The following is a 23,783-nucleotide window of genomic DNA, read 5'->3' on the forward strand; positions in this document are numbered from 1 at the left end:
AGACATGGAAGAAATAGAAGTGTCTGGCAAGACGGCCTGCCGAACCGATTCCCATTTCATTTGGATGAATCGGATTGCACTTTTTTAATACGTGTCGCTACATGAAGTTGACTTTAAAAAATAGAGAAAAAATTACAGATATCCTGAAAGAGATGTCAGGAAATCCTGACCTACTTTCGGAGTGGCCAATAGTTAATGGAATCTATTTGTTAGATCCCGCAATACCCGGATGTCGTCAGAAGCTTTTTGTAGACAAATTAAAATACCTATGAGAAAGCCCCCGCGGGCACTCATCTTTCTTTTTATTAAGTGTTCACGAAAATCTGATTTGAAAATCTGAGCCGAATCCGTCGAGCAGTTTTTTGACCTCGGCATCGATGGTTTCCTTGGTCCAGGTGACGAAGCCGCGCCAGTGATACTTGGCGTGCTTCCAGAGGATTTCGATGAGATTCAGTTCGGTAGCGCCAGGCGAAGCCTGGGATTGGAGGAAGTGTGTATTGCGGAAACCAGTCATTGGAATCCAGAGGGTTCGACTCCCTCCCGGTAAAGGCTAGCCACCAGCCGGAAGCGAGCCTTGCATGCGAGTGCGGTGACGCACTACTTGAAGCGTAGGCAGCAGGTACCGAAGCCATGTGATTGAGCCTCGAGATAATCAACTGTTGGTGTCTTCACTTTCCGAACACTGGGGACAGCACTGTGCGAGCCGTAATGGTGAGGCTCGCCAGACCGACCGGGGTCCGAGAGCAGGGCAAAGGTGCGAGGATGGATTCCCCAGGAACCTGGGAGGTCCTGTGTTCGACCGATCTTGTAGGGCCCTGAGGCACGGGGCGATATAAACCGGGCCACACCTTGCGGGGCTCTCCGCCGCAAGGAGCAAAACGAGGAGAGGAAGGATTGGAGCGAGCAAGCGAATCCATAAGCGACCTCGTATTCGGCACAGGAAGTCTTAGCGCCTTCATAGTACTGATGACGCCGGGGAACGCCGCTCGGGCGGACCCGGTCGAGGAAAGGGAGGCGTCGTTGTACAGAATCGTTCATGAGAAACACGGAGGAACATTGAAGCCTGAAAGCGTGTCAACGAAACAGGAACGAATAGCCGAGCTGGCGAGAAACAACCCGGCGATGACATTGACCACCTTGGCCCATCACATCGACTATGAATGGGTCAGGTATGCATACGACTGCACGCGCAAGGATGGCGCGGTGGGAGTCGACGGTCAGACCGGAGAAGATTACGCTGCCAATCTGGAGCAGAATCTGACCAGCCTGATCGACCGGCTCAAATCGGGCAGCTACCGTGCGCCGCCGGTTCGCCGTCATTACATCGACAAGGCAGATGGCAGCGGTCAACGCGGTCTTGGAATTCCTTCTTTTGAGGACAAGGTGGCACAGCGTGCCATCGTTCTGCTGATGGAGCCGGTCTATGAGATCGACTTTAGCGACAGTTCCTTCGGCTACCGCCGTGGACGCAGCGCGCACGACGCGCTGCAAGCGATCAGAAGCGGGATCACCAAGAATGGTGGGCGATGGGTGTTAGATGTGGATGTTCGGAAATTCTTCGACAGCATCTCGCACGCAAAACTGAGGGAGTTTTTAGCCCGACGGGTCACTGACGGGATAGTCAGAAGGCTGATCGATAAGTGGTTGAAGGCGGGTGTAATGGAAGGTGGACAGTTGTCCTTTTCCGAAACGGGCGCGCCTCAAGGCGGTGTTGCTTCCCCATTGTTATCCAATGTATTCCTGCACTATGTGCTCGACGAATGGTTCAGCAATGAGGTGCAGCCACGCTTGAGAGGGCCGAGCACGCTGGTGCGTTTCGCGGATGACTTTGTCATGCTATTTGCATATAAGGATGACGCGCAGCGAGTGCTGGAGGTGCTGGGTAAGCGGCTTGGGAAATACGGGCTGGAGCTTCACCCGGACAAGACCGCCATGGTCGATTTCCGCTACAGGCCGAAGTCTGCGAAGGAAGAGGACGATAAGGCGCTAGCGACGAGTTTTAACTTCCTCGGGTTCACGCATGTCTGGGTGAAATCGAGGAAGGGAGGGCCGATGCCAGGGCAACTGACGGCCAAGGATCGCTTGGCTCGCGCCCTGAAGGAGATCAACCAGCAGTGTCGCGCCATGCGGCACTGGCCGATCAGGGATCAGCATCAGAAGCTCGGCAGGATGCTCAAGGGGCATTACGCCTACTTTGGCATCAGCGGTAACGCCAAGCGCATCGGGAGGCTAAGATATTTCGCCGCCCACTGTTGGCGCAAGTGGCTATCGAGCAGATCGTCCAAAAGCACCATTCCATGGGCCGCATTCAAAGAGATACTCACGAGGTTTCCCTTGCCACCCGCTCGAATTGTGCACTGCTATACCCATAAATAAGTGAGCGAATCTGTGCAATGAAGAACCGGATGCCTTAATTGGGCTCGTCCGGATCTGTGAGGGATGGGGGCGGTAACGTCCCCGTCTACTCGGAGGCTGTAGGGCGGCAGATAGAACAGCACCATGCGATGTTCGAGAAACCATCGGTCGATTGTTTCCTGATCGATGTTGTGATGGATCGAGGCGTTGTCGAGCACCACTACGGTCGTCAGACCGGGCGTGCTTTTCCGCGCGATCTGCTCAAGGAATTGCACGACATCGGGGCGTTTGATCGTGGTCTTGCTGGTGTGATACGTCAGCAGGTTGGCGCCGAAATCCAGTGCACCAAGGACGGAGCGTTTGCAGTGCGGTTGCGGGAACACACGATGCGGTTCGCCGATGGGCGACCAGCCGCGCTGCACCGGGGGCGAAGCACTGAACCCCGATTGATCGAAGTAGAACAGCTGGCACGCACCGTCGAGTGCGGCCTGCTGTAGCTTCGCGAGGGTGGAGGCCTTCACGGCGAACTCCTCGGGGTTACGCTTTTTTTGAGCGAATAGCGACCACGCTTGTAGGAAAACCCCGCTCGTTTGAGCGCAGTCGACAAGGTATCCAGGCGGCAGGGAAACTGCACACCATGAGCTTCTTCAACGCGCTGCGCAATCTGTCTGAGCGTCATCAATTCGACGCTGGCCGCCTCGATGGCGGTGGCGATCATGGCTTCAGACAACGAACGGGGACGTCCGCCTTTATGACCGACCAGCAGCCCACATATGCCGGATTCCCGCCACGCGCGCGCCCAGTTGTAGACCGACTGCCCGCTCACGCTGAGCTGCGCAGCCACTTCAGTCAGTTTGATCTTGCGGCCGAGCATCATCACGCCCGCGGCCCGGATGCGCATGTCGCGATGCTGGTGGTTCAACGACATCTGTCGCAAGGTCTTTTCCTCGGCTTCGCTCAGCTCTACAACACACTTCATCTGGACTCCGGCGCAATGGGTTCGCCGAAGTTAACAAAATTCAAACGCGTTTACCAGCAACACTTACATGACTCAAATAAAGGGAGCTACCGCATTCCATGCGAATAGGTCGGCGGCCTTCGTCTCACATAGTGCTCAATGCGTTGCGAGAAAGAAAAAAACATTGCGTGTGGCGGACGCAAGATTAGTTGTCGTGCCACGAGCCGAGGAAGCGTTGCAAAAGGCTACGGAGGGGGAGTAACGATGAGTATCCCAGTCGGAACGGTTCTGTCGCGGTAAGGCGATTTGGGCAAACGATATCGATATGATAAGGATTGCTTACATTACCAGCGAGTAGAATTGCCGGGCGGCCGATGGCTTGAGTTTGCGTGCGTCTTTCATCTGCCCTTCGGCGATCATATGCATGAGTTCGATGCCACTCAACAAGATGCGGGCACAACGAAAATCATGGAATCCCAACATGGGCCGGGTACGGCGCTTGATCGCCCGATGGTCTTGTTCCACGATATTGTTCAGATACTTGGCCTGGCGGGCTCTGGTGCAAATGGCTGGTCAGGCCGAGATTTTTCCAATAGATATGGATACCTTATCGATTGAACAGGACAGCATTCCAGACAGCGAGCGCAGCTGTATCTTTAAGCCCGAGCATGGAGAAGTTGAACTGACCCTCGCGAATGCGATGCATCAATTCGATGCCTGAAATCGTGGTCACGGCATTCCTGAATCGTTTGAAACCGAGCATCACGTTCGTTCTGGACTTGATGTTTCGATGGTCCTGCTCGATCAGATTGTTCAGGTATTTCGAGGACCGGATATTCGTGTCCTCAGGCAGCAGGCCATCGGCCTTCATCTCGCGCACGGCGCGGTGCGAGGCGGCATACCCATCGAGCGTGATCGTCTCCGGCGGCTGGCCCTGATGTTTGATTGCCTTGCTGAAAAAGGCTTTGGCCGCGGCCACGTCGCGCTTCGCTCTGAGCATGAAGTCTACCGTCTGGCCGGCTCGATCTACTGCACGGTACAGATAAACCCATTTGCCACGAACCTTCAGGTAGGTTTCGTCAACACGCCATGACGGTCCTGTGGGTATGCCAAAACGATTCCAACGCTTGACGAACTCCGGCGTGAAGCGCTTCACCCAACGCATGATCGTGGTGTGCACCAGCGACAAACCGCGCTCGGCCATCATCTCGACGATATCGCGCAGGCTGAGCTTGTAGCGAAGGTACCAGCGCACGCAGAGAATGATGACCTCCCGATCAAAATGCCGCCCATCAAACAACGCCTCCAGGCCTTTGCGCTTGCTCATCACCGACCACCAGATTGTTAGGCTGGATACTTTAACCGATTCGCCGAGCCTATTTGCACCAGAACCAAAATTCTGTCTGCCGCGCGGACTCCTAGCCGCGAAGAGCGGGATGTACAAGGCGTATCCGTGGGCCAAGGTCGTAGGTCGTGAGAATTATTGGCTCTTCACCGAAGAGGCTGAACTTGACGAGGAAATGTGCAGCATCGTCTGTGAGCACGCGTTCGTGCCGAAGCGGCCTCCGTCAAACGTGGGGATCTTTGGCCACAATCAACACCGCATTGTCGCGAACGGCGTTGAACTGAAAAATCATCTGGTTCTTGCGGTTCCCACAGACAGGACGCCAACCCAGATCGATGCCGCCTGGCGTGATTTCCGCGCAATACTGCGGGAAGCGTTCATCGACACTGTTGGTTGCTATGCCAATGTGAGTAGCCCGGAATTTGATAACTCGCTATTCATGCGCAATTTTGATGAGCGTACCTTCCTGCTTAGTGAGACGAACCAGTATCAGAGCCGCCTGTACGGCCTGTGGATGTGGGACCTGACGCATCCTGATGAGAATGGCGACCGCCTTACGATTTCCAAGGCTTTGGATAAGTTGATGCCGGAGGCGGAGGAGCTGCTGAAGAGGTTCGTGCCCGGTGGTCAGCCCTACGACAGTTCTTCCCACAAGAATCAATACGACGATGCCGTAGGTCAGATTGCGCCGAAACCGAGGAAGAATGCACATCTAAAGGCCCGTGATCTTGACCACTATCTCACGTTGGGTGGAGCGATCCTTGGTCCAAGAAGGCCGACAGAGACCACTCTCGTACGGCAGTGATGTCCACCTGCAAACGCGATCTGGTGGTTCGCAGCAATGCTATTCGCCGGAACGGGACGTCATTGCCGCGAACACCGGTTCCGGCTACGCGGGTACCATCCCGTTCGCAATCAAATTCGAACTCCGGGAGCGCTTTACCTGAAGAGTTATAAGATCAAGCGGGCTCGGAAAATGCACAGGACTTTCGCTGCGATAAACCGTTGGTCTCGGTACTGCATTTGTCTCTGTTCGACCCGACGCAGACTTACGTGCCGGCGTTGGCACGACGACCGTTTCCAATGGTTTGGCGGTCATTCGTGTAGTCGGGCCGGACTAGCTCAGGACTCCGCGCAAATCAACAAATCACGCGATACGGCCCCTGGATCACCAGCACTTCCATGCTCTGACGGTATGGAGGCAGTCCCAATCGGTATTGGCGGAATAATGCGGGTTCGCATAACCTGAGGCCCGTTACCGAGACCGATATGAAACAAAAGCGACGCCGTCGCACACGCACGGAGACATCTTGAATAAGCCTCTCGACATCGCATCGCTCATTGATCGCGAGCCACTTCGGCTCTATCAGTGGGGCATCTTCCTTCTTTGCTTTACAACCGCAGTGTTCGACGGTTTCGACACGCAAGCCATCGCTTTTACGGGCCCGGCGATTGTCGCGACGTTCGGCTTGCGCCCGGGCGATCTTGCGCCCATCCTGATCGCCGGGACGCTCGGCATGACGATCGGCGCGATGACGTTGGGTCTGATCGGCGACAGGGTAGGCCGCCGTCCGGCGCTGCTCGTTGGCGTCGCGGTGTTCAGCGTTGCGTCGCTGCTGACGGCCTGCGCGAGTAGCACCGCGCAGATTCTGGCTTTGCGATTCATCGCCGGACTCGGCATGGGCGGCTGTACACCGGTTCTGCTCGCCCTTGCCGCGGAGTACGGCTCGGCGCGCCACCGAGGCGCGATTATGACGGGTGTTCTGCTGGGCCTGCCAGCGGGAGCGATGCTGGGTGGACTGCTGGCGGCGCGGATGATGCCGGTGATCGGATGGCAGGGCGTGTTCGTTGTCGGCGGAGGCGCGCCGCTGCTGCTCCTCGTCGTGTTGTATTTCGCGTTGCCGGAGTCTCTCCAATATCTGGTTAGTCGATCAGGCAACGACAGCGCGCAGCGTGTGCGCAACACGCTGCGTCGCATCATGACCGTCGCGTTGCCGGCCGACGCGATATTTCAGGTTCCAGGGACGGCCGCACGCGCCAGCGTTACCGCACTGTTCAGCAATGGCAATGCGCGTAACACAATTGCTATCTGGGCCGTATATCTGTGCAACTGGGTTGCGTGGTTCATGTTCCTTTCGTGGCTGCCCACCGTGCTGAAGGCTGCGGGCCTGCTCGCTTCGCAAGCGCCGATGGGTACGGTCATGGTGAATGCAGTGTTCATCGTTTGCGCCATTCCCCTCTCGATGCTTCTTCCCAAAGTGAACACCCGCCGTTTGCTGATGGTACTGCTAGGACTCGGCATTGCGATTTCCGCCGGGCTTGCTTATGCCGGAACTGCGTGGGGCCTGGTCTTTGCGCTTGCGGGGGCGGCAGGGCTTGGTATCGGCGGTCAGCAGATCGCGCTGAACTATCTGGTGGTGGGCGCCTATCCGACGACCCTGCGCGCAACGGCGACCGGGTGGGCGATCGGAATGGGCCGGGTTGGTGCGATCGCGGGTTCCGCTGTAGGCGGTACGGTCCTTACGCACGGAGGCCCGAGCGGATTTTATCTGGCGTTGGCCGTACCTCTTGCGGCAGCGATGCTTGCCGTCATCGCGATTCGCACGACGGCGCGCGTGGCCGAGAGCGATCTTGTCGTAGCGCATTGATCTACCGTTCACCGGACGTTGCTGCAAGCTTAAGCGCTGCGCAACGTTCTTCCCGGCACTCGTGTTCGCGTTTTCTGCAAGATCGATCAATCTGTCCAACAATCTATTCGATCCCCGGATCGCATTAGTTACCGAAGCAGTCCGAGGCAATAGCCTGCGCGACACCGGTGTGACACACGCACGTTTCTACTACGAGAAGTTCTCAACAAACAACGTTGCATGACAAGCATGACCAAGAACCATCGATTTCAGGACAAAGTTGTCGTCGTAACGGGTGCGGCCCAGGGGATCGGGCGCGGCGTCGCCCTCGCTGCTGCGGAAGAAGGTGCCGCAGTTGTGCTGTGCGACCGTTCGGAGCTGGTGCATGAGGCCGCCGCGGAAATCTACGCGCGAGGTGCACGGTGCCTACCTGTCATCGCGGACCTTGAAACCTACGCGGGTGCAAGCCTGTTGATGCAGGCGGCGCTTGAAACTTACGAGCGCATCGATGTTCTGGTGAACAACGTCGGCGGCACCATCTGGGCCAAGCCGTACGAGCACTACGAGGAAGCACAGATCGAGGCGGAAGTTCGACGCTCGCTCTTTCCGACGCTGTGGTGCTGCCGTGCCGTTTTACCAGCCATGATCGCGCAGCAGCGCGGTGCGATCGTCAATGTATCCTCTATCGCGACGCGCAGCATCTATCGTGCGCCGTATGCAGCATCCAAGGGCGGCGTCAATGCATTGACCGCGAGTCTCGCATTCGAGCATGCGCAGGATCGTATTCGCGTGAACGCCGTCGCTACCGGCGGCACAGAAGCGCCTCCGCGCAAAGTACCACGCAATGCCGAAAGGCAAAGCGACCAGGAGGCCGGGTGGTATCAAGGCATCGTCGACCAGACGATCGCGTCCAGCCTGATGCATCGGTACGGAACAATCGGCGAGCAGGTGAGTGCGATTCTGTTCTTGGCTTCAGATGAAGCTTCGTATATCACCGGTACGGTGCTGCCTGTCGGTGGCGGCGATCAGGGCTAACGCGAAGGCTCGCTCCAGCACGTCGCTGCGATATATCCTGCAGCATCGGAGCAGCGGACAGGCCGTAAGGAATGACCGTCAGTGTCTGTTGATGGCATGGTCCAACGAAGGGCCGCCGTCAGCGGTAATACGGACGTCAAAATGTCTGCGCAACGGCATAGATGAACGGCCGGAGTTGGCCGATCACGGTCCGATGCTGATTGGATACGGTGCTCGAAAGGGATCGACTCGCGTCGGACCGTAGTCGACCCTCAGCGGACGCTCAACTTTCTCGATAGCCGTCATTCGCGAAAGCCAGCCAGCGACCAATCCTCTAAGTTCGTAATCGCCGATAGATCGGTACAGCCACGGTCGACATGTGTGTCATCTGGCACCCGTGCGAGCGCTTTTCCATCATATGGTCCCGACCGCTCTTTCGGCGCGAAGTTCATCGGTAGCGTGGGTCTTTGCAGTTGTTCGAATCTGAAAACGTGGCTAGCGATCGCTCTTTGCCCCATATTTTTCTACCCGCTCGTCGGGGATGTTTCTGAAATTGATAGTTTCGCTCATCAAAGTACCGATCGATAGCTCTTTTCGCATCATCAAGCGACGGATAGTCGCTATTCTGAATGATCGCCCGAGACATTCCGCTGAAGACCGATTCAATTACGTTGAGGAATTGCGCGCCGGCTGGCAATGGAGCGGTTTCTACAACAACTCTGCCGCTTGTAGTAACAGAGGCGTTATGCTCTTTGATATTTTCGTTCAACCTTTTGGCGATGTGCCAAGATGCGGCGTCCCAGGAGAGATAAATCTTGCGCCGGTCAGAGTACTTGACGACCAGAACATTCATCATCCTGATCATTTCATCGGTGTTCTTGCTGTCACTGTAGAAGTGAGTAATCTGGTTACTAGAAAGTTCGAGCGCTGCGGTCACGATCAGGCTGCCGCGCGATTTTTGCCATTGAGGGACAACCGGTTGTTCGCCGGGAGAGGACAGTCTGCATCCGCTGTACATCTTTATAACGAAGGGGCCATATTCGTCGATGGAAAAGAAAGCTTCGTCGGATTTCAGATTGGCTAGGATTGAGCGAATGTGATCAAGTTTTTCTGAATAGTCGGGGTCAGCGGACGTCAGCACAATGCGCGCTTTGCGCCAGCGATACCCTGCAGCCCTTGTGATTGCCCTGATAACCTCGGGGCACGCGGCGTTACCGTTCTCGCCAAGAACCTTCCTAAGCAGATGCATGGTCCAAGTGGTACGGTTAATATCATAGTTACTCGGTGGCTCGTGGAGAACCCTGAAAATCATAGCCTTGAGCGTCTCGTTCTCACTTTTTCTGGGGGGAGATTTTCGAGAAAATAGCGCTTGGCTGCCACCTTCAGTAAAAGTCCGCTTGTACACGTTGTACGTGCTGCTGGATATTCCGAGAAAGCCACAAATTGTTCGCCCTGTTAGGCCGCGTCGCCACGCAATGATTGCAAGTGCTTTATTTCTATCTGAAAGCTTTCCCACGTAAAGTCGATTGAGAAGAACTTCTAAATCTGGGAGATCATCCGTTTGGTACTTCAACTCTTGTACGGCCACCTTCTTCTGAAGCACGGCAAGCATCCACCCGAACGCATCAAATCTCGGACGCACGTCTTGGAAAGCCTCAGTAATGGACCGTGGACGATACAACGAGATCAGATGGCGGAAGTGACGCGGACTACCCCGATAGCCTCGTTCGTACACCATCGCATAGAGACGATTCGCAGTGAGTGTTGGAAACCTCAGCAGCGTCTGTTGGATGAACGGCAGGTAGGCATCGATCTGCGACGGCCGTGGCGGAGCGCCGATCTTGGGTAGACCCGCTTGCGCGAGTACGCGCTGGACCGTGTCGCGGTGAATATGCAATTGCCGGGCGATGGTGCCAGGGCGCCATTTCTCAACGTGGTAGTGACGCAGGATCTGCGTTCTGAGTTCGGAGGAGAGGACCATGTGGGTACCCTCACTTGACGTGAACACCGTTCATTATCGTCGAGTTTGGTGCTCATCGCGAAGGACCGCTTTTGGCCGGACAGCGACTGCTGCCGACGATTCCGTTCGAATCGCACGAGAAGTAAGCGTTCAGGGCGTTTTCAATTCTGCGCGCTGCTTGACTGCAACATTCATCGCCTGAAAGTTTCGCTGCGTTTCCTCGATTACGTCTTTCGTCAGCCGCCCAACAAGCAATCCAGAGAAAGACTCCGTTTGCTCAAGGTGGGTGCCGCCGGTTACGGTCGTCAGGTGAATGCAGTGCGTACCGTCGAAGACGCCGCGAATCCAGACGCTGCCACGCCAGCAAAGGTCTTGTTCCGGACGAACGAGCAGGACCGTCGGCTTGAACACCATCGAATCCGATCCAGTGCCTAGCACAATGCGGATTGTTGCTCCTTCCCTGAAGTCGCCATCAACCCGAGTAATGAAGGGATTCCAATCGGGATACGCGGCGCTGTTCGAAATAACCTTCCAGACATCGGCAGCGGGCCGATCGATAAGAACGTCAGCATGGGCGCTACGATCGTCGTGCGCGACTAAAAGGACTGTAATTACGCCGACAACACTGATGACGATGCACTTCAGCAGCAAGCTCCGCAACCCCATATTCGCCCCATAATCCGTTGTAATTGCTCTGCCAATCTCATAGATTGTCGACGAGTTAGACATCCATGTCGACCGTCCGAAAGTGGCCGTTACAGGCTATCAGTGACGTCCTTCAGCAGTTCACCATCGAACCAGACGTCCTCATAGTCCGGCGCAAGCAATACACGCCATCCCGGCGGCAGTGCCAAGTAAGGGACGATGTTCGGACAGCGCTCGACCAAGTGGGCGACATGAAGCGGTTGATAGAAGTCCGCATCCGTTGAGTATTCGCCACCATAAATATACCAACCGCACGTACCGTTTTCCGGGGATAGCCGAACCGCGTGAAGCGGCACATTTTCAAGGGACGCAAGCGAAATTCCTACCTTTTGGCTCGCCTCGGGCGGCCTGTATTCTGCACCGAATCGCTCGCAAACGTTTCTTTGGTCATTGGACATGATCGCGTGGAATATGCTTAGCTCGTCGTGATTGTCGCCGATTCTGCGGGGTGTGTCGGATGTCTCAAATTGGCCGTTGCGTGCCGCACGCGGTTGATCACGGCTGCGTCCGGGACATGCTGTCGCGGATGGCGAATCGTTGCCACCAGTAGATCAGTTTTTCGCATCCTTCCATTAGTGAAACGGCTTCAGGAGCCTGCATGAAGCACGCGAAGATTGGAGCGGCGTACAGATCCGCAAGTGTCACGCCATCGCCGATCAGGAACCCCCGGTCATCGGACAGACGGTTCAACTCAGATAAACATACAGCGGCACGCGGCAGCGCGGCGGCGATCGTATGCTCATTTGCTAACCGGCCTTCGCGAGTTGAAACCACGCGTTCAACGTATATGTCCCAAACAAGCGTGCGATACGCATAGGCATCCAGTATTCCAACAATCTGGTTTACCTTGGCGCGAGTTTTCGGATCTGTCGGTTGCAGCTTGCACCCGGAGAAAGCGTCGTCGATGTAGCGAACGATAGCGCCTGTCTCGTAAACATGGAAATCGCCATGCTCGAAGGCCGGAATGCGACCGAACGGGTGACGCTTCAAGTGCTCCTGTGGAACGCCGGTTTCTGCGAATATATCTACCTCAACCAAACTGTATTTGATCTGCTTCTCCTCCAGAGCCAGGCGAGCGATCCGCACATACACACTCCATGCGGCGCCGTACAGTTTCACCACTTCGGTTGTCGTCACACGGTCGCTCCAGTCGCGCATGAGAGGGCGCGAAAACGATAGGTTACGTCAATGGACCGTGAGACCCGCAATTTTCGGCACTGCCATTCCTCATCGGCATGCTGCAACATTGTTGACGATCTTGGCCGCAGCGCCGAACGTCGCTTCCTGGCCGAACCCGGTCCCACAGCAAACTTCGGCGGGGCTGAAGACCGCCGGTCTCGATCGGCGGCATGCGACCCTGAACCGACCTTCGAGCTACTCCGAAGCGGACGCTCATGCGGTGAAAGTCGTAACCGCTCGATATCGCTACGTTATCCGGCCTATCAGATCGGCGTGGTCAAGCTGGCCGATCCACCAGTTCAATGCGTTCCCGGTCTTGTCTCTGCGCCAAGCGAGATAGCAATTTGAGTATTCGCGTACGATGCGGCGCACAACTAGCTTCCCTTTGCGCACCAGCCCTTCGGCCAACGGCTCGGGCAGCATGCCGACCGCGATACCTTCGCAGAGTGCTTCGAGTTTGGCTTCGCGAGTCGACACAAAGATGAGCGGCTGTCCCTCGTGGATAGCTACGGCTTGGGGATCCAGCTCACGGGACGTGTCGCTCATGACTACACCTCGATATCGCGCAATCGTCTCGCTCTCCAGTGGCTCAGGGATACCCGCAAGTGGATGATCCGGTGCCGTAACGAATACATGGTTGAGCGTTCCAATCGGGCGCGCGATGATGTTCGGATCGAGCGGCGGCTCCCCGACGGTTCCGACCGCCAAATCGACACGCCTCGAAATTAGAGCATCCCAGACTCCTCCAAGCACTTCAGTAGACAGACGCAGTTGAGTCGGTATTTTCAGATCATAAAATCCGTCCACGTATGACCACAAGAATTTGGCAGGCAGGATTTCGTCAAAGCACAATCGCAGTTCCGACTCCCAGCCGTCGCTAATGCCCTTCGCTGTAACTTCGAGACGCCGCGCCGCTCTCAGAAGTCGACGGCCCTCATCAACGACGGCGCGGCCGGCTTGCGTAAGTGTCGCCCGCCTGCCCCTACGGTCGAACAGTTCAACGTCTATGTCGCTTTCAACTTTCTGGACGAGGTACGTGATCGACGACGGAACTCTATGCAACAGTTCGGCCGCCTTGGCGAACGTGCCGGTCCGCTCGATGGTGTCCAATACTTCCAGGACTTCAAACGACAACTTGATTGCCATATGACGCTTTCAGGATTTTTATAGTGTTTTAGTCGACTTCGCCGCCAAGGACGACCAGCCTTGCAGCAGCCGCGCGACCATTTCGGTGGATTTTTTCGAGGTGCGTTCAGTGCCGTTAAAATGAACGCTCACGATGTTTTCCCACGCGAGGGAAGCGGGGCGGTGGGCTTCGAACCGGTCAAACGGCTATCGGAGCGATAGTCTAAGGTATGCGCTGCCCCCTGCACGGGTTTAAGCGCTACGATTTGGCCTCGATCCTCGCATGAACGCTTGTGGCCGACCTCTGCCTGACGCCGGTCGGCCGCACGCGACCCGGAGCGGTCGGTGGCCGTTCTCATCAGCGGCCGTTTGGTATCAGTCAGCAGCGAGTTGCCCAAGTGCTCCAGCCGACTATTTCGGCGGTTGACCAGACGCTAGTTCGGCTCGCTTTTTCAACGCGTCATTCATCGCATGCATGCTAAAAACCGTGTCCCTTAGGACGCTCTGAGTCAGGGTGCCAGCAAGAATGCCGGTGAATGTTTCACCCTGGATAAAGCGCGTTTTATTGCCCACGGGTTCGAGAATGAAGCGGTGCTCGCCGTCAAAAATACCTGGAAACCATACATACCCTTTCCATCGCAATTCTCGAACAGCCTGCACCGCCAGAATCTTTGGATGAAACACCATTGCGTCCGGCCCCGTCCCCTCAACAAACTCGATGACGTTGCCCTCGCGAAGCTGCCCGCGTAGTCGTGAAATCTCCGGATTCCACAACGGGTAATCGTCGGTCGCCGTGAGGACCGTCCACACCGTCTGAGGCGAACTGTCAATCAAGTTCTCTGTCTCAATCGATCCATTGTGGTGCAGCGCTAGTATTGCCAGGAAGCCAAGGAAAACCACTCCGGCGAAACCGTACATAACGCGCTTTGCTAAATTCAAGATGAATTCCTTGCGGTCGAAGAAATCGCATATTAACCGCTCTGGGGTGTTCAGCACCCCAATCAAATAATGGCATCAAGATTGTTGCGAATTCGCGCGGTTCCGTCGAACGTCTCAATCTGGCCGACCACAGCCCTACAACGAAGCCCGGCGATAGAAGGCTGGGGTGAGGCTCTCGTGCAAAAAGCTTAACTCGAGGCACGCCGTCCTTCAGCTTTCTCCAAGCGGCCGTTGGAGGCTACGCTTTCCACCCCTCATCCAGGCTGAACAGTAGCCTCATGATCACCCGCCGAGAAGCGGCTCACCTTCTTCGTCAGCGACGATAATGCGAACTTCAGACAGCAAAACGCCTGCAGCCAGCAGGAGTCCAGCCGCCACGCTGCCGTAGGGTGCGATAAAACGTTCGTAATTGTGTTTGCAGAACAAGACATGCGTGAAGGCACAGGAGTCTCTGCGGTCAGGAACCGGAATCTGGTCCATTCGCAAGCCGAAATTGTAAGAAGAATACGCCTGCACTCCGCACAAGTGAGCATTGAAATGTTCATTTGCCGCTCGGACCTCCGGTGCAGTCGCAGTACTTTTTTTACGGAGCAGGCGTCTGCCAGAGGGCGGAACGCCACCGAACATTCAGCCAGATATCCCTCGCGATTGTGCTGTCAATCGCCGACCGGGAGGCCTATAACATAGCTTTAGCACGGTCCTGGATAACGGACCTACCGTCCCTGTCGCCGGCGCATCTATTGCGCACCGTCCTGCATCGCCCGGTACCCACCCCCGCGCTATTTTTCTACTGGTGGCCTCAATGTAAAAACGGAGGCTATGGCGATGTACCTGGAGTGGAGGTGATATGCAATTCGTCATTGCGTTGCCGATAGTGGCCGCGGCATTCATGTATAGCACGCTTGCGAACGCCTACTCGCAAGAAGAGGTCAATGTCTTCGCGCCGACAGATAGCGAAGTCGCGGCCCAGAAACTGGTCGTCGGTCCCATGAACGCCAAGAATGCCGAAATCCGGGCGGACCACCATGCGGGTGGAGCAATGCCAAACCAGCACACCACCGGCCCTGAAGCCACGGGGTCAAAGCAGCCACCTGCGCCTGAGACTGCGAAGTAACGAGTACTACCCTCTAACGTCAAGCAACATCGACTCGTGCACCATCGTTCACGGCGAAATACAAATATGGTCGAGATACCTGTAGTAGATCGTCGGCATCAGGCACTGAGTTCGCCATGAGTGCGACAGCTATCTGCGAGCAAGCCTAAGCATTTTCGATTGCAAGCCCGTACATCAATGGAGAATTCTGATGCAACAGAAATTACGTGCTGCGGTTGTGCAATCGGGATCCGTCGTCTTCGATGCGGACAGAACCATCGACAAAGTCGCGACTTTCGCCGTCGACGCCGCACGACAAGACACTCAACTTATTGTATTTCCTGAAGCATTCGTCTCAGCCTATCCAAAGGGGCTTGATTTCGGCTCGACGATTGGTGGACGAACCGTTGCTGGGCGCGACGACTATCGCCGTTACTACGAAAGCGCGGTCGAGGTGCCGAGTCCCGGCACCCGCCGGTTGGGCGAGATTGCCGCCGACCATAAACAATACATCGTGATCGGCGTAATCGAGCGGGACCATGGCACGTTGTATTGCACTGCGTTGTTTTATGGTCCGGACGGTATCATGCTCGGCAAACATCGCAAGCTGATGCCAACCGCCGGCGAGAGGCTGATCTGGGGCTATGGCGATGGGTCGACGCTCCCGGTTTTCGACACGCCGTTCGGCAGACTTGGCGCAGTCATTTGCTGGGAAAACTACATGCCATTAATGCGTATGGCCATGTACGCCAAGGGTGTTCAGATTTACTGCGCCCCCACCGCTGACAGCCGGCCGACATGGGCTTCCTCCATGCAGCATGTTGCCTTGGAGGGGCGTTGCTTTGTGTTATCGGCCTGCCAGCACCTGCGCCGATCGGATTGCCCAACCGACTATGCCGCAATCCAGGGTAACGATCCGTCCACTGTGCTGATGAGCGGTGGAAGCTGCATCGTCGGCCCGCTTGGCGAGTTCATTGTCGGCCCCATCTTTGAGCAAGACGCATTGCTCGTGGCCGACCTCGACCTCAACGACCTCGCCCGGGCGAAATATGACTTTGACGTGGCGGGTCACTACTCGCGTCCGGATATCTTCCGTCTGCATGTCAACGAAGCGGTGATGCCTCCCGTCGTGTTCGAGAAAAACGGATTCGGCAGCGGCTCCTGAAGGTCAACGTGGGATTGAACGAATCCCTTTCCTCATTAGGAAGTGAGCAAGCTGAACGCGAATTTCCATTACTGCAGCGCCAAAATCATTAGATTTGTGGGAGCGGCCTAAATGGCCATCCAAGTCTCAGTTGCCGCACACATCGCTTCGAAATGAAGCTGGCTTGCGTGACGAATCGCTAGTCGCCGCCGCTTCGCCGACTGGCGACTTCTTGTTCATCAAGAGACGCTCGCCAAACGACCATGAACGACCGTTTGTGGCCGGCCCCTGCCTGTCGGCGACCGACAGCACGCGACCCAAAAGGGACAGCCGCCCTTCTCTGAAGCGGTCATTCGCGGAAAGGCGAGCTTCCGGTCCAGCCTGCTCCCAGGCTACCGATCCTTGGAGCGTCCCTCATGAACCCCCAATCTCTCGTAGACGATAGCGAAGCAGTCCCCCAGTTCCTGTTGAAGATGATCACGCATCGCGGCCGCGGTCGCGTCAAAGCGCTCGTACTCGTACGCGTCCCACGGTCCGGGGTCTGGAGGGTATTCCCAGTTGAGCGATAGGTCATGCCACGCAGTCATTTCCGCAAGCTTTCTGCGCGTCTCGTCAGCCAGCGGCAGCGAGTCCTCAATCGGACCCACCCCGTATGCGCTGCGAGTAGCGTCGTCTCCCACCCAAATACAACCACCGCCCCACTCGAACATGAGTCTGAGTCGATATTTTTCAGTCATCGCAAGCGTCCGTGTCCGTGCCAAGTACCGGGTCTGTGGAAGGTCGATTGTAACGATCTCGCCACCGCTGTCGATTGTCTCCCAGTGATCGTTCGCGACTAGTTGGTGATGTTGTCACGTATCGACGCTTCGTCTTTCGGTTCCCAGTAGCCACCGCTGCCGTGATACGTTTCCGCGTGCAACCAGAAAGCTTCATTGCAATGCAGGCAGCGAAAATGGTACTCGACGTAGTCGTCCCATGCGGCACCCGCCGCGAGTTTGTCGAATGAGACGGAGACGCAAGGGCTGTCGGGAATTACTTCTACAACTGTTCTATCCGCGACGTTCTCCGCTGCAATCTGTATCGCTTTACGTAGCTCGCGCGGATGCCTGATCGCATATCGAACGCATAGGTCCTCGCATCGAGCGCATGCCACAGAAGACTCCTCCTGGATTCGTACCCGTCATTGACTGGATGGCCAGGCTAATGTCGATATAGGCGACGAACCGAATTGTCGACGGTTCATACGTCGATGTCGAACGGCCGAACCTGGCCGTTAGGCAGCACTGGCCTGGACAAGACGCAGCCCCCATCCCGTCTTTAGCGTTCCGTCTTCGCGCTGCATGGGCGCGAACGCCGACAATAGTTCGCCCTTGAACTGTGCGCGCGTTGCTTCCGACATCCTGTCTGCATCGTAAGTGTCCAACATGTCCAACCATAACTGCTCAGGCGTAGGCGTCCAGTCAATTTCGATGTTTTCGAAGGCTACATTAACGAAACAATGCTGGAGTAGTTCGCTCCAACCGGTTTCGCTGCGTGTGCGCGCGTCACCGAGCGGTAGGTGCGTCAGGTTCGCCTTCGCAATTGGCTTGAATACGTCTAAAAAGACCTCCCCGACTTCCTCGGTCAGAAAGGCACGCCCGACGACAGCTGAGAAACTACCGCCTTCACGCAATACCCGACGAATTTCACGAATGACTTGCTCTATGTCGTCCATCAACATCAAAGCCATGTGCGACAGAACATAGTCGACCGAGTCGGTATCGAGCGACAACTCTTGCGCGCGCTCATTGATCAATCGAACGTCCGGCGGCAGCACCGCCCGAGCAGCGCTCAGCTCGCCCTCGCTCATGTCGAGGCCGATCAACTTCGTTCCTGCGTTGCGCCGATCGTTCAGAATTTGCAGCAGTGGCCCATCACCACATGCCAGATCGAGCTCGGTGCGCGACATACCATCATTCGGCACCCGTTTTGCCAGCGCATGATAGGAAGACGGGTATTCTGCATGCGTCGACCGCGCAGGAAGATTGCCAAAGGCCCGGCGCGTTGCTCCTGCCCGACGCCGGTGAAAATCTTGCAAATAGACTTCTGCTTGGGATGTCATTCTTGCGTTGCCCGATTGTTCAATTCTTGGTTGTGCGTTTGGACTCTGGATCGTTCAATCCACGGCGATTGTCAACGAGCTAGGCCACGATGTCGACTGTCTCTTCCTGGCCGGACCCGGGCCGCCGGCGATTGGCCCGAGTCGACCCACAGCGGCCCCTCGAGGTCTCGCAGCGTTAACGGCTGGTTTGGAGGACCAATCAGTCTTATAGGGATCCGCGATTGGATCGTTTTCGGCCCGCCGCGGGGCAAGCAAGAAACGGGTGGGCCTAAACCGCATCCGCCGTTTCTATGGCGAGTTCGCGTGCAAGCGCACCGAGCTCGCTACCCACATGGGTTTTCAGCGCGTCGACAAACCGCTTGATCTTGGCATCCACGAACTGACGGGACGAATATAGCGCATAGACATTGCGCGAATGGGTGTGATAGTCCGGCAGCACGCGCACGAGTGTTCCATTGCGCAGATATTCGATGGCGGAGAAACCCGCCAGCAAACCTATGCCTGCGCCCTCACGCAAAGCGACACTCATGGCCTCCATGTCGTTCACGCAATAGTGCGGTCCTAACGGCCGGAAAGTCAGATTGGCCGCCTGGCTTGCAAGTTGCCATTCGTCACGCGCGTAGTCGACCGTGGCCAGCAAAACACATGCGTGGTCGGCAAGGTCTTCCGGCCTTGTGGGCGCCGGATGCTGTTCGAGGTAGGCAGGCGAGGCGGCCAGCACGCAATGGCTGCTGCCGATCTTCTGACTAACGTAAGCCGAGTCGGGCAAGGTCCGTGCAATGACAACCGAGACATCCAGTTGATCTTCCAGCAGGTTCGGCATGCGCTGGGAGAGCAGCAGGTCGACCGAGACCTGTGGGTATTCCTTGCGATAGGCCAGGACCGTCCGCGTCACAAGTTGGCGCCCGAGGCCCGGCACGGAGTGGACCCTAAGCGTGCCACGCGGGTCGAGAAGGGCGTCGCGCGCCTCGGATTCTGCCTGTTCGACATCGGCGAGGATAGCCGCGCAGCGCTCATAAAAGCGCCGTCCCGCATCGGTCACGACAAGGCGCCGCGTGGAGCGCTGCAGCAACCGGGTGTCTAACGCCTCTTCGAGTGTGGAGACCGCGCGGGAGACATTGCCCACCGTCGAGTCAAGATGGTTGGCCACCGCCGTAAAGCTGCCCATCTCCACGACTTTCGCAAACACCGACATGTTGTAGAACTTGTCCATTCAGGCCATCCCGTTAGCTTTCCAATTGGCTCTGCGGCCGTGGCCGCCGGTCTGTGCGGCACATCTGGAGCGTCCCATCCGTCTCGGTCGGCGCTCCGGGTTGGCGGGCCACTCTCACGCGCCTCAATTTTGCATGATGAATCTGGCACCTTTTTGACGCAAGCCATCCCGGTCCGGCGATTTTGCTGCTGGAAACAAGAATGTTTCCCCCGCCCCCCTCTAAATCGACGCGCCTGCCCCTCCTAGACTCTGTTCCGTACCCGGCACTCGGCGCCGTCCGGCGAATCGAGAACCGCCTTTCAGGAAGTCTGGAACATCACTTGGAGGTCATTGTCATGAACGCATCGTACGACCCGCTCTATCTTTTCATCGACGGCGAGTGGCTCGAAGCTGACGGTCGCGACACCGTTTCTGTCATCAATCCCGCCACGCAACGTGAACTTGGCCGCGTGCCGCTTGCCACCGCGGCCGATCTGGACCATGCGCTCGAGGTGGCGCAGCGTGCCTTTGACGTCTGGCGCCATACCGTACCGGCCGAGCGTGCACGTATTCTCAAACGCGCTGCTGACCTCATGCGCGAGCGCGCCGCCCATATCGCGACGCTCATGACGTTGGAAGAAGGCAAGCCGCTTGCCGAGAGCAGCGATGAAGTGCTGCGGGCGGCCGACTACTTCGAATGGTTCGCCGAAGAAGCCCGCCGCATCGACGGTCGCGTCGTGCCGTCGAACCGTCCCGGCGTGCAGCAGCTCGTCAAGCGCCAGGCGATCGGCCCGGTCGCCGCTTTCACCCCGTGGAATTTTCCCGCCATTACCCCGGCTCGCAAGCTCTCGGCAGCGCTTGCGGCAGGCTGTAGCGTCGTCATCAAGCCCGGCGAGGAAAGTCCCGCCACGGCGCTTGCGCTGGCGCGCGCTCTCGATGATGCCGGTCTGCCCAAGGGCGTGTTGCAGGTCGTCTTCGGTGTGCCGGACGAGGTCTCGAAGCACCTGATCGCCTCGCCGATCATCCGCAAGGTGACGTTCACAGGCTCGGTTCCGATTGGACGCCTGCTCTCGGCTCGCGCAGCGGAAGGCGTCAAGCCCATCACGCTCGAACTCGGCGGCCACGGTCCCGTGCTCGTGTTCGACGACGCGGACGTGCGGAAGGCAGCCGTCGAAGGCGCCGCCAACCGGTTCCGCGGCACCGGTCAGGTTTGTATCTCTTCGACGCGCTTCCTGATCCAACGCGACGCCTATGATGAATTCGTCGAGCACTTCGTGGGCGCCACGCGCGCGATGAAGGTGGGCGATGGCATGCAGCCGGGCACGCAGGTCGGACCGCTCGCCAATCCGCGCCAACTCGCGAAGATGGAAGAACTGGTGGCCGACGCGGTCGCCCGAGGGGCGCGAGTGCTCGTGGGCGGCAAGCGCATCGAAGGCGACGGCTTCTTCTTCGAACCCACCGTGCTCGCCGACGTGCCGATGGATGCACGAGTCATGCACGAAGAGCCCTTCGGTCCTATCGCCGTGCTGATGCCGTTCGACACGCTCGCCGATGGCCTCGCAGAAGCGAACCGGCTCCCTTATGGTCTGTCAGCCTACGCATTCACGAGCAATGCGCGCACGGCGATCGATGTGGCGGATGGTCTCGAAGCCGGCATGATCGGTATCAATCAGTACCGCATTGTTTCGACGGAACTGCCGTTCGGCGGCATGAAGGAAAGCGGCCATGGCTCGGAAGGCGGTACCGAAGGTATCGGGTTCTATCTCACCAGCAAGTTCATCAGCCAGATCTGAAACGGAGGCGATCATGTCCCACGCAAATATCAGCAGCCCGCGGGAAGCCGCGCGCGCGTTCACACCGAAGCTCGCAGCATTCGTCGACGACACGCTGTATCCGCAGATATGGAGCGACCCGGCGCTCGCGCTACGCGACCGCAGTCTGATTACGGTGGCTGCGCTTATTGCGGGCGGCCATCTGGACGAGTTGCCTGCGCATCTGCGCCGTGCGCTCGCCAACGGCGTCACGCGCGACGAACTCTCTGCCGCTATTACGCATCTCGCGTTCTATGCCGGTTTTCCGGCCGCCATCTCGGCTTCAGCAGTCGCTCAAGCCACGCTCAACGAAACGAAGGGATCGCAAGCATGAAAGCCATCACATTCAACGATTTCGGCGAAGCCGACGTACTCAAGCTCACCGAAGTACCCGCACCCGAAGTGCGTCCGACGGATCTTCTGGTGCGCGTGCACGCGGCCGGCGTGAATCGCGCCGACCTCACGCACCGCCGCGGCGGTTATGACCGTCCCAACTTCGGCGATTCGACCATCATGGGCCTCGAAATCGCGGGAGAAGTGATCGAAACGGGGAGCGAGACGAGTGGATTCAAGGTGGGCGACCGCGTGATGGGCGTGGTAGGGGGCGGCGCGTATGCGGAGCTTGCGCGTATCGACTATCGCATGGCGATGCCCATTCCAGCTGCGCTCGACTACGCGCACGCCGCAGCCATTCCCGAAGTGTTTGTCACGGCTCACGAGGCCATGCTGCATCTCGGGCGCCTGACGCGCGGCGATTCGGTCCTGATTCACGCGGCGGCTGGCGGGGTCGGTTCGGCCGCCGTTCAGCTTGCTTATGCGACGGGGGCATCGATCTTCGCCACCGCCGAGGCGAGCAAGCTCGAGCGTGTCTCGCAGCTTGGCGCGGATGTGACCATCGACTATCACACGCAGGATTTTGCCGAAGTCGTTGCGAAGGTGACCAACGGACGCGGCGTCGATGTAGTGATCGATTTCGTCGGCGCACCGTATTTCGCCCGCAATATTGCCTCTCTCGCCAACGGCGGCCGCCTGGTCCAGGTCGGCATCCTCGGTGGCGGCGGCAATGTGGGCGTCGAGTTGGAGCAGATTCTTTATCGCCACCTGCAGATCATGGGGACGGTGATGAAATCGCGTCCGCAAGAGGAAAAGCACGCCATGGTGCGCCGTTTCCGCGAGCACTGGCTCGAACGGTTTGAAGGCGGGGCGAGTCTGGAGCCCGTTGTGGACAGCACCTTCGAGCTGGCGCGCGCAGCCGACGCACATCGGCGCATGGAATCGTCTGCCAATGTCGGAAAGATAATTTTGACGATGTAGACGGGCGACTTCGCATGATGTGCCGGGCGGTGCTGTGGATACAATATTGGCAGTCGCGAAACGCAAGGACGATCGATCTGCAACTTTCGTCACGACGTATTCGGTTGCGATTGCCAAACCACGGCGTCCGGGAGCTAACAACTGCCACCGCCTAGCAGGTTTGGCCGACACCACCGTTTGGCCAATCGACTTCCAAAGATGGATGATCGCGATCGGCTTACTTGCGGACGTTCGACGGTCTGATTACTCGCGAGCTCGAATGTCGCCTGCTGGCCGATACTGTTGAAAAAGTCGCTTCATGGCTTTTGCAATCAGCAAGCGGAAAAATCAACCTCTCAGATCGGCCCACAAGCCGCTCGCGAAGGTTCTGTTGCAATAGCGGAGGCTGGTATGCTGCGGGACCTTACGGAATGATGTGAACGACAATGAAAGCGCTGAGTCCGACGGTAGCCAAAGTGCTGAAGCGGTTGCACTATCCGCTCGAGATAATGTTGGTGTGCGTGCGTTGGTACGTGGCCTACCCGCTCAGCTTGCGCAATCTTGAGGAAATGATGGCCGAACGGGGGATCGCGGTCGATCATTCGACCGTGCACCGCTGGTCCATCAAGCTTCCGCCGGTGCTTGAAAAGGCGTTCCGTCGCTGCAAGCGCCCGGTCGGCAAGAGCTGGCGGATGGACGAAACCTATGTGAAGGTCCGTGGCACATGGAAGTATCTCTACCGCGCCGTCGACAAGGCCGGCAACACAGTTGACTTCCTGCTGCGAGCCAAGCGGGACAAGCAGGCGGCCCGACGGTACTTCGAGAAGGCCATCGATCAGAATGGCGCCCCTGAAACCGTAACCATCGACAGGAGCGGTGCCAATCTGGCCGGGCTACATGCCGTGAATACTGAGCGTGAGACGCCCATCAAGATCCGCCAGG

General features: G+C 57.5%; 23 protein-coding genes and 2 pseudogenes. 10 read left to right on the top strand and 15 right to left on the bottom strand.

All coding sequences use genetic code 11. The features are described 5' to 3' along the window. Positions 1-313: 313 nt before the first annotated feature. Positions 314-514 (bottom strand): hypothetical protein, encoded by a 201-nt coding sequence (locus tag B0G76_RS37985; RefSeq protein ID WP_120292536.1) that lies wholly within the window; start codon positions 512-514, stop codon positions 314-316. A 542-nt stretch (positions 515-1,056) separates the two neighbouring features. Here B0G76_RS37985 and ltrA point away from each other — a divergent pair. After that, positions 1,057-2,376: a group II intron reverse transcriptase/maturase gene (gene ltrA, locus B0G76_RS37990; protein WP_220700747.1), complete on the top strand. Its 1,320-nt coding sequence runs from the start codon at positions 1,057-1,059 to the stop codon at positions 2,374-2,376. Here the strand turns inward: ltrA and B0G76_RS43390 are convergent. The 4 genes and pseudogenes from B0G76_RS43390 to B0G76_RS38010 form a co-directional block, all read right to left on the bottom strand. After that, positions 2,361-2,876, bottom strand: a complete 516-nt coding sequence (locus tag B0G76_RS43390; RefSeq protein WP_220700746.1) for a transposase — start codon at positions 2,874-2,876, stop codon at positions 2,361-2,363. The genes ltrA and B0G76_RS43390 overlap by 16 nt on opposite strands. Further along, positions 2,873-3,334, bottom strand: coding sequence for a helix-turn-helix domain-containing protein (locus B0G76_RS38000; protein ID WP_259460942.1), 462 nt, complete (start codon positions 3,332-3,334; stop codon positions 2,873-2,875). The genes B0G76_RS43390 and B0G76_RS38000 overlap by 4 nt, the downstream gene beginning before the upstream one ends. Before the next feature lie 318 nt (positions 3,335-3,652). After that, a pseudogene (locus tag B0G76_RS38005) lies at positions 3,653-3,871 on the bottom strand (DDE-type integrase/transposase/recombinase); the annotation flags it as partial. Between the two features lie 49 nt (positions 3,872-3,920). Next, on the bottom strand, positions 3,921-4,640 hold the full coding sequence (locus tag B0G76_RS38010; protein WP_120297803.1) for an IS6 family transposase: 720 nt from the start codon (positions 4,638-4,640) through the stop codon (positions 3,921-3,923). Between B0G76_RS38010 and B0G76_RS38015 the strand changes: the two genes are divergently transcribed. The 3 genes from B0G76_RS38015 to B0G76_RS38025 all read left to right on the top strand — a co-directional run bounded on the left by B0G76_RS38015 (position 4,633) and on the right by B0G76_RS38025 (position 8,320). Continuing rightward, positions 4,633-5,463, top strand: a complete 831-nt coding sequence (locus tag B0G76_RS38015; RefSeq protein WP_147394141.1) for a hypothetical protein — start codon at positions 4,633-4,635, stop codon at positions 5,461-5,463. The two genes, B0G76_RS38010 and B0G76_RS38015, sit on opposite strands and share 8 nt — an antisense overlap. A gap of 505 nt (positions 5,464-5,968) precedes the next feature. Beyond that, positions 5,969-7,306 (top strand): MFS transporter, encoded by a 1,338-nt coding sequence (locus B0G76_RS38020; RefSeq protein WP_120297808.1) that lies wholly within the window; start codon positions 5,969-5,971, stop codon positions 7,304-7,306. Positions 7,307-7,534: 228 nt separating this feature from the next. Continuing rightward, positions 7,535-8,320 carry a 1,6-dihydroxycyclohexa-2,4-diene-1-carboxylate dehydrogenase gene (locus B0G76_RS38025; protein ID WP_120298094.1) on the top strand — a complete coding sequence of 262 codons (786 nt, stop codon included), beginning with the start codon at positions 7,535-7,537 and terminating at the stop codon, positions 8,318-8,320. Positions 8,321-8,747: 427 nt separating this feature from the next. Here B0G76_RS38025 and B0G76_RS38030 read toward each other — a convergent pair whose 3' ends face one another. From B0G76_RS38030 to B0G76_RS38065, 7 genes are all read right to left on the bottom strand, one after another. Then, positions 8,748-10,280: an IS630 family transposase gene (locus B0G76_RS38030; RefSeq protein WP_220700814.1), complete on the bottom strand. Its 1,533-nt coding sequence runs from the start codon at positions 10,278-10,280 to the stop codon at positions 8,748-8,750. A 129-nt stretch (positions 10,281-10,409) separates the two neighbouring features. Beyond that, on the bottom strand, positions 10,410-10,988 hold the full coding sequence (locus tag B0G76_RS38040) for an SRPBCC domain-containing protein (protein ID WP_120297809.1): 579 nt from the start codon (positions 10,986-10,988) through the stop codon (positions 10,410-10,412). A gap of 26 nt (positions 10,989-11,014) precedes the next feature. Beyond that, a complete protein-coding gene (locus B0G76_RS38045) occupies positions 11,015-11,362 on the bottom strand; it encodes a hypothetical protein (RefSeq protein WP_120297810.1) in 348 nt (115 codons plus the stop codon). 97 nt (positions 11,363-11,459) lie between these two features. Beyond that, positions 11,460-12,101 (bottom strand): glutathione S-transferase family protein, encoded by a 642-nt coding sequence (locus tag B0G76_RS38050; RefSeq protein WP_259460943.1) that lies wholly within the window; start codon positions 12,099-12,101, stop codon positions 11,460-11,462. A gap of 288 nt (positions 12,102-12,389) precedes the next feature. After that, complete coding sequence (locus tag B0G76_RS38055) at positions 12,390-13,289, bottom strand: LysR family transcriptional regulator (RefSeq protein WP_120297812.1); 900 nt, start codon at positions 13,287-13,289, stop codon at positions 12,390-12,392. 390 nt (positions 13,290-13,679) lie between these two features. Further along, a complete protein-coding gene (locus tag B0G76_RS38060) occupies positions 13,680-14,207 on the bottom strand; it encodes an SRPBCC domain-containing protein (RefSeq protein ID WP_147394142.1) in 528 nt (175 codons plus the stop codon). 282 nt (positions 14,208-14,489) lie between these two features. Continuing rightward, a complete protein-coding gene (locus B0G76_RS38065; protein WP_120297814.1) occupies positions 14,490-14,687 on the bottom strand; it encodes a hypothetical protein in 198 nt (65 codons plus the stop codon). A gap of 367 nt (positions 14,688-15,054) precedes the next feature. Here B0G76_RS38065 and B0G76_RS38070 point away from each other — a divergent pair, with 367 nt between their 5' ends. Continuing rightward, positions 15,055-15,321 (top strand): hypothetical protein, encoded by a 267-nt coding sequence (locus B0G76_RS38070; protein WP_120297815.1) that lies wholly within the window; start codon positions 15,055-15,057, stop codon positions 15,319-15,321. Between the two features lie 190 nt (positions 15,322-15,511). Then, positions 15,512-16,465, top strand: coding sequence for a carbon-nitrogen hydrolase family protein (locus tag B0G76_RS38075; protein ID WP_120297816.1), 954 nt, complete (start codon positions 15,512-15,514; stop codon positions 16,463-16,465). Between the two features lie 371 nt (positions 16,466-16,836). Here the strand turns inward: B0G76_RS38075 and B0G76_RS38080 are convergent, their stop codons facing one another. The 3 genes from B0G76_RS38080 to B0G76_RS38095 form a co-directional block, all read right to left on the bottom strand. Next, positions 16,837-17,181 (bottom strand): hypothetical protein, encoded by a 345-nt coding sequence (locus B0G76_RS38080; RefSeq protein ID WP_183082295.1) that lies wholly within the window; start codon positions 17,179-17,181, stop codon positions 16,837-16,839. Between the two features lie 536 nt (positions 17,182-17,717). Next, a complete protein-coding gene (locus B0G76_RS38090; protein ID WP_120297819.1) occupies positions 17,718-18,545 on the bottom strand; it encodes a class I SAM-dependent methyltransferase in 828 nt (275 codons plus the stop codon). Positions 18,546-18,813: 268 nt separating this feature from the next. Continuing rightward, positions 18,814-19,758 (bottom strand): LysR family transcriptional regulator, encoded by a 945-nt coding sequence (locus B0G76_RS38095; protein ID WP_120297820.1) that lies wholly within the window; start codon positions 19,756-19,758, stop codon positions 18,814-18,816. Positions 19,759-20,093: 335 nt separating this feature from the next. Between B0G76_RS38095 and B0G76_RS38100 the strand changes: the two genes are divergently transcribed. The 4 genes and pseudogenes from B0G76_RS38100 to B0G76_RS38115 form a co-directional block, all read left to right on the top strand. After that, positions 20,094-21,530 (top strand): NAD-dependent succinate-semialdehyde dehydrogenase, encoded by a 1,437-nt coding sequence (locus tag B0G76_RS38100; protein WP_120297821.1) that lies wholly within the window; start codon positions 20,094-20,096, stop codon positions 21,528-21,530. A 13-nt stretch (positions 21,531-21,543) separates the two neighbouring features. Then, positions 21,544-21,882 (top strand): carboxymuconolactone decarboxylase family protein, encoded by a 339-nt coding sequence (locus tag B0G76_RS38105; RefSeq protein ID WP_120297822.1) that lies wholly within the window; start codon positions 21,544-21,546, stop codon positions 21,880-21,882. Next, positions 21,879-22,862, top strand: coding sequence for an NAD(P)H-quinone oxidoreductase (locus B0G76_RS38110; RefSeq protein ID WP_120297823.1), 984 nt, complete (start codon positions 21,879-21,881; stop codon positions 22,860-22,862). Before B0G76_RS38105 ends, B0G76_RS38110 begins: the two co-directional genes overlap by 4 nt. Positions 22,863-23,287: 425 nt before the next feature. Next, positions 23,288-23,782: pseudogene (locus tag B0G76_RS38115) on the top strand (IS6 family transposase); the annotation flags it as partial. Position 23,783: the final 1 nt, after the last annotated feature.

The organism is Paraburkholderia sp. BL23I1N1 (assembly GCF_003610295.1).
GTDB lineage: Bacteria > Pseudomonadota > Gammaproteobacteria > Burkholderiales > Burkholderiaceae > Paraburkholderia.